We start from the raw sequence: 5,428 nt of genomic DNA on the forward strand, positions 1-5,428 counted from the left end.
GGCCGACAGGCGCGCCGCCGCAGCCGCCGCCAACACCGGAGCCGCCGCGGCTCAGGCCGAGGCCGATCGCAAGGCCGCCGAAGCCAAGGCCGCCGCCGACCGTCAGGCCGCCGAGGCCGCCCAGGCGGAGGCCGACCGCAAGGCCGCCGAGGCCAGGGCCCAGCGCGCCGCCGGTCGCGGGATCGACTGGCAGGCCGCCGTCGGCGCGGCCCGGGCGGGCGGCGGCGACCGCCTGGCGCCCAACCTCAACCAGGCCGCCATCGACAGGACCCAGGTGCCGATCCTGCTGCCCACCGACGCCAAGCTGCTGGCCGGGGCGCGGATCTATTCGTTCGGCGACTACTACACAATCACCGCCGATGCGCCCGGCGCGGGCGTCTCGCTCAGCGGCACGACCGCCGTGCTCCCCCTGCCCGCCGGCACGCCGCTGAAGATCACCACGATGGGGCCCGAGGGCGCGACGTCTCAGCGCACGGTCGACGGCCAGCTGATCAGCTTCGTCCGCTACGGCGTGCTCTATACGGTCGAGGTGCGCTGCGACGCGCCCACCGATCCGCGCTGCGTCGACGACAACTATGTGCGCGGCCTGGCCGCCAAGACCACCGCCGTGGTGATGGGCGCCGCCGCCCGCGCCGCCGCCGGCCTGGGGGGCTGAGACCATGCGCAAGCTGCTCCTGCTGTCTCCGCTCGTTCTCGCCTTGGCCCTGGGCGCCTGCGACGACAAGACCAAGCCCGCGCCCGCGCCGGGCGGTGAGATCAAGACACCCGCCTCGCCCGAGCCCGGTCCGCCGACGCCCGACGACCAGCCGTCCGACGGCGGCGCCGAGCAGCCGTCCAGCGAGCCGATCCCGCCCSCCCCCGGTCCGCCGGTCGCGCCGGCGACGCCCCCCGCCCCCTCGCCCGCCACCTTCGACCACGGCGCGCCCGGAGCGATTCCGGCCGGCCAGGGTCACGGCTATCTGGACCGCACGGTGTGGTCGCCGGCGATGTGCTGGCCGCTGCAGGACGACGCCTACGCCAATTCCCAGGTCTACGGCCACGGCGGCGGCATGGGTCMGGCCGGCACCAGCCAGTGCGACACGGTCAACTACGCCCTGCCCTGGCACGACACCTTCTGCGAGGCCCGCTCGCGCGACAATCCGCTGTGCGCCGGCGGCGGCACGGGCCACCAGGGTCAGGACATCCGTCCGGGCACCTGCAAGAAGAACCTTCACTGGGCGGTGGCGGCCGAGAAGGGCGTGATCACCGACATGGGCAGCTACACGGTCACCCTGACCGCCTCGGCCGTCCCGCACCGCGTCTATCGCTACCTGCACATGCAGATGGCGACGCTGGCGGTGAAGGAAGGCGACGCGGTCACCGCCGGCCAGAAGCTGGGCAAGGTCAGCAACGACTTCGGCGGCACGCCCACCACCATCCACCTGCACTTCGAGCTGCGGGCCGGGGTGTCGGGCACGACCACCGACGGCAAGGCCGTGGTGCTGCACACCTTCCTGCCGCCGTATATGAGCCTGGCCGAGGCGTATCAGCGGAAGTTGAACGGGGGGACGTGCAGCTAAGCGCTTTGAAGCTGTCATCCCGGGCGACGCGAAGCGCAGACCCGGGACCGACGCCTGAGCGCCGCGTTCCAGGTCGGTCCCGGATCGGCGCGCTGCGCGCTTGTCCGGGATGACAACCGTTCTGGACTACGGAGCCTGCCCCTTCAGGAAGGCCGTCATCTCGCTCAGCACCGGCGCCTTGCCGCGAAACGGCCGTGACAAGGCCAGCACCGTGTCGGCGTGGTTCAGACCCGGATAGTGCCGCTCGTCCACCGCCACGCCCTTGGCGCGCAACGCCGCCGCCAGGACCTTGATGTTGCGCGGCTTGACGGTGGTGTCGTCGTCGCCGGCGGCCAGGAAAGCCGGCGGGCTGTCGGCGCGGGCGTAGGCGGCCGGCTGGGTGGCCGGCAGGTCGGGAAACGCGCCGAACGTCCGCTGCGTGACCGGACCGTCCAGCGGCAGGAAGTCGTAGGGTCCCGACAGGCCGGCGAAGGCGCGCACGACCTTGGGATCGACGCCGGCGGCGCTCAGGTAGCGGCCATCCAGGGCCAGCATGGCCGCGTTGTAGGCTCCAGCCGAGTGGCCGATCAGCACGATCCGCTCCGGATCACCGCCCAGCGCCCGCGCGTGATCGACGGCCCAGCGCACCGCCAGGGCTCCATCCTCGACGAAGCCCGGATAACGCACCTCGGGATACAGCCGGTAGTCCGCCACGATCGTCAGGAAGCCCTGGGCGGCCAAGGCGCGTCCGACCCAGCCATAATCCTGTCGCCGGCCCGAATCCCAGGAGCCGCCGTAGAAGAACACCGCCACCGGCGCGAGAGCGGTCTCACGCTTGGGCGCATAGACGTCCAGCATCTGGCGCTCTAGCGGGCCATAGGCGACGCCTCGCTCGCTCAGGCGGGCGGCGTCCTTGGGCGCAAAGGTCGCGAACARCGACAGCGGCGAACAGGCCGAGAGCACAGAACCCCCCAAAGCCACCAAGCCCGCGCGCCGCGTCATCGATCCGACCATGCCCCCTCCGGGTGACCGTCCAGGACCCTAGCGGAGCCGGACGCCTACAGCTTGTAGCCGCCCGCCAGGATCTTGGCGTGCACGGCCTTGGTCAGTTTCACATAGCCCTTGGCCGGATCGCGGAAATACAGCGGGTCCTTGGTGTTGGCCGGATCGAAGCCGTCCTTCACCAGGTCCATCTTTCGATATTTGAACGTGCCGGTCGTCTCGATCTCGGGCTGCAGACGCACGAAGATCGGGCGGGCGTAGGCCGGCATCTCGCGGTCGACATAGTCGGCCAGGGCGGCGATCTCGAACTCGGGTCCGACGACCAGCGAGGCCATGCCGGCCTTGCCGTCCAGGTCGCCCACGGTCACGCCGTAGACATTGACTTCCTTGACGCCGGGCACCGCCGACAGGCGCTCGGACACCTCGCTGGTGGCGACGTTCTCGCCCTTCCAGCGGAAGGTGTCGCCGATGCGGTCGACGAAATAGAGATAGCCGTCGCCGTCGGCGCGCATCAGGTCGCCGGTGCGGAACCAGGCGTCGCCCTTGTCGAAGACGTCGTGCAGGATCTTCTTCTCGGTGGCGGCCTTGTCGGCGTAGCCGGTGAAGTTGGAGCGCGCGTCGCTGGCGATGTGGCCGATGCACTCGCCCACCTCGCCGGGCGCGGCCTCGATGCAGCAGCCGTTGGGACCGCGCACCGGGGTCTCGGTCTCGACGTCGAACTTGACGACACGGATGTTGAACTTGCTGCGCAGATAGCCCGGGATTCGGCCGATGGCCCCGCGCCGGCCGTCGAAGTTGAACAGCGAGACGTTGCCCTCGGTCGCGCCGTAGAACTCCAGCACGCCGCCGACCCGGAAGCGGTCCAGCATCACGTCCCAGACGTCGGGACGCAGGCCGTTGCCGAAGATCAGCCGGATCTTGTGGGCGTGCTCGTTGGGCGTTTCCGGATGGTTGGCCAGGTAGCGGCACAGCTCGCCGATATAGACGAACATCGTGCAGTTATGAGCGACCACGTCGTCCCAGAAGGCGGTGACCGAGAACTTCTTGCGCAGCACCACCGCCCCGCCGTTCAGCAGGGCCGCGCCCATGGCGCAGAGGCCGCCGGTGGCGTGGTACAGCGGCAGGGTCACGTAGATGCGGTCGGTGGCCCGTGCGTCGGTCGAGCCGGCGAAGCCCCGCATGTACAGCTGGGCGCGCATGTGGGTGATGCGCGCGGCCTTGGGCAGGCCGGTCGTGCCGCTGGTGAAGATGTAGAGCGCGGTGTCCCGGGCGGTCAGGCCGTTGCGGGCGGTCAGGCGGTCGGGGCGCAGTTGGCTGCAGCTCTTCAGCGCATTGGCCAGGTCGCGCTGGTCGCCGTGGGCCGGGCCCAGCACCCACTGCTGGACGTGGCGGCCCAGCAAGGCCTTCACCTGCTCGAAGCACGGCGAGGTCTCGGGATCGACGATGCAGTGCAGCGCCTGGGAGATGTTCAGGCAATGGGCCAGGGCCGGGCCGGTCAGCTGGTTGTTGATCAGGGCGGTGGCCACGCCGACCTTCGACAGGCCGTACCAGATCGCCAGATATTCCAGTCGGTTGGGCATGAACAGCGCCACCGTCTGGCCGCGGGTGATCCCCTGCCCCTTGGCCCAGTGGGCGTAGCGGTTGGCGATGGCGTCCAGCTCGGCATAGCTCACCGAGCGTCCTTCGAAGACGATGGCCTGGCTGTCGCGCCACTTGTCGACGGCCGCCTCCAGATCGTCGCAGATCAGGTTGGTGCTGTCCGGCGCGATGGATTTCACGCGCTTGAGGGTGCGGGAGAGTCCCTTCAGGAACTTCAACTCGCGCTTCAACCTGGCCGGCAAACTCATCGACGCACTCCGTTCAAACAACCATTGGAGAGCGGCGAGCGGCCGGTCAAGACGCGGCGGCGTCTCGATTTGCCGAACTGGACGACAATCGGAAATGCACCTGGCCGCGCGTGAAATCCAGCGCGACGGATTCAAAGGCGTTGAGGATGTCGATCCCGATCAGGATCGCGGGTCGACGAACCAGGTCCCAGTACTCGAAGGTATGGATCGGGCCGAACACCACCGGCACGTCGCGGATGACGATCGGACCCAGGCTGAGGGTCTTGAGCGCCGCCAGCCTGCCCTCCAGGGTCTGGCCCGTGAGGCTGACCAGCTGAATGTCGGCCCAGTCGCTGGTCACGTTGCGACCACGCATCGCCTGGCGCATCAGGGCCATGTTGCCCACGGTGGTCGTGGAGCCGGTGTCGATGAAGGCCAGCACGGAAGCGCCGCCCACGGCGGCTTCGATCAGGTGAAGGCCGCTGCGGCGCGCCTTGACCGGCACGCTGACCGTATATTCGTCGGTGTTCGGCGGCACCGACCCGACTCGCATCTGGTCGCGGGCGAAGTCGAGGATCAGCCCCTGGCCGCCCAGCCAGTCCAGGCCCAGAACGCCCGGAGCCTGGACGAATCGTCCGGGCAGGACCGACAGGGTGAGGCCGCGCCGCACCCGGCGGCCGACGGCGATGGTCTCGACCTTGACCGTTCCCACCGTCTCGACCCCGGCAATGCCGTGCAGGGTCACCGAACCGGTGGTCGACAGGTTCAGCACCGCCGCCAGTTCGCTGGAGATCACCGAGGCGTTGGCGCCGGTGTCGACAAGGAAGGGATACGGTCCGCGCCCGTTGATCTTGGCTTGAACGGTCAGGCGCCGCGTGAAGCCCTGGATCCTGGTGGGATCGGCGGGCGACGCCGGTTCGGGAAGATCGAGAGCGGCGGCCGGAAGCGCGGGTGCGAGACCGGCCATGGCGAGCATGGCCGCCAGGCGCCGTCGCGAAATCTCGGGACTGTCCACGGAAACAGCCTCCTTCCATCGGAAGGAGGCTATACCCTGCTAGAGAC

General features: G+C 69.6%; 5 protein-coding genes. 2 read left to right on the forward strand and 3 right to left on the reverse strand.

Translation table 11 applies throughout. The features are described from left to right. A partial coding sequence (locus tag AC1DZ6_RS18015; protein ID WP_477098515.1) for a hypothetical protein occupies positions 1-655 on the forward strand: 655 nt, incomplete at its 5' end. A 4-nt stretch (positions 656-659) separates the two neighbouring features. Beyond that, complete coding sequence (locus AC1DZ6_RS18020; protein ID WP_477098516.1) at positions 660-1,559, forward strand: M23 family metallopeptidase; 900 nt, start codon at positions 660-662, stop codon at positions 1,557-1,559. A 126-nt stretch (positions 1,560-1,685) separates the two neighbouring features. On the opposite strand, the gene AC1DZ6_RS18025 is transcribed toward AC1DZ6_RS18020, so the two are convergent. From AC1DZ6_RS18025 to AC1DZ6_RS18035, 3 genes are all read right to left on the reverse strand, one after another. Then, positions 1,686-2,501, reverse strand: coding sequence for an alpha/beta hydrolase (locus AC1DZ6_RS18025; protein ID WP_477098517.1), 816 nt, complete (start codon positions 2,499-2,501; stop codon positions 1,686-1,688). A gap of 95 nt (positions 2,502-2,596) precedes the next feature. After that, a complete protein-coding gene (locus AC1DZ6_RS18030; RefSeq protein WP_477098518.1) occupies positions 2,597-4,387 on the reverse strand; it encodes a long-chain-acyl-CoA synthetase in 1,791 nt (596 codons plus the stop codon). A gap of 46 nt (positions 4,388-4,433) precedes the next feature. After that, positions 4,434-5,381, reverse strand: coding sequence for an aspartyl protease family protein (locus AC1DZ6_RS18035; protein WP_477098519.1), 948 nt, complete (start codon positions 5,379-5,381; stop codon positions 4,434-4,436). Between the last annotated feature and the right edge of the window lie 47 nt (positions 5,382-5,428).

The sequence above is a fragment of the Caulobacter sp. P1_B12_2 genome, assembly GCF_056406675.1.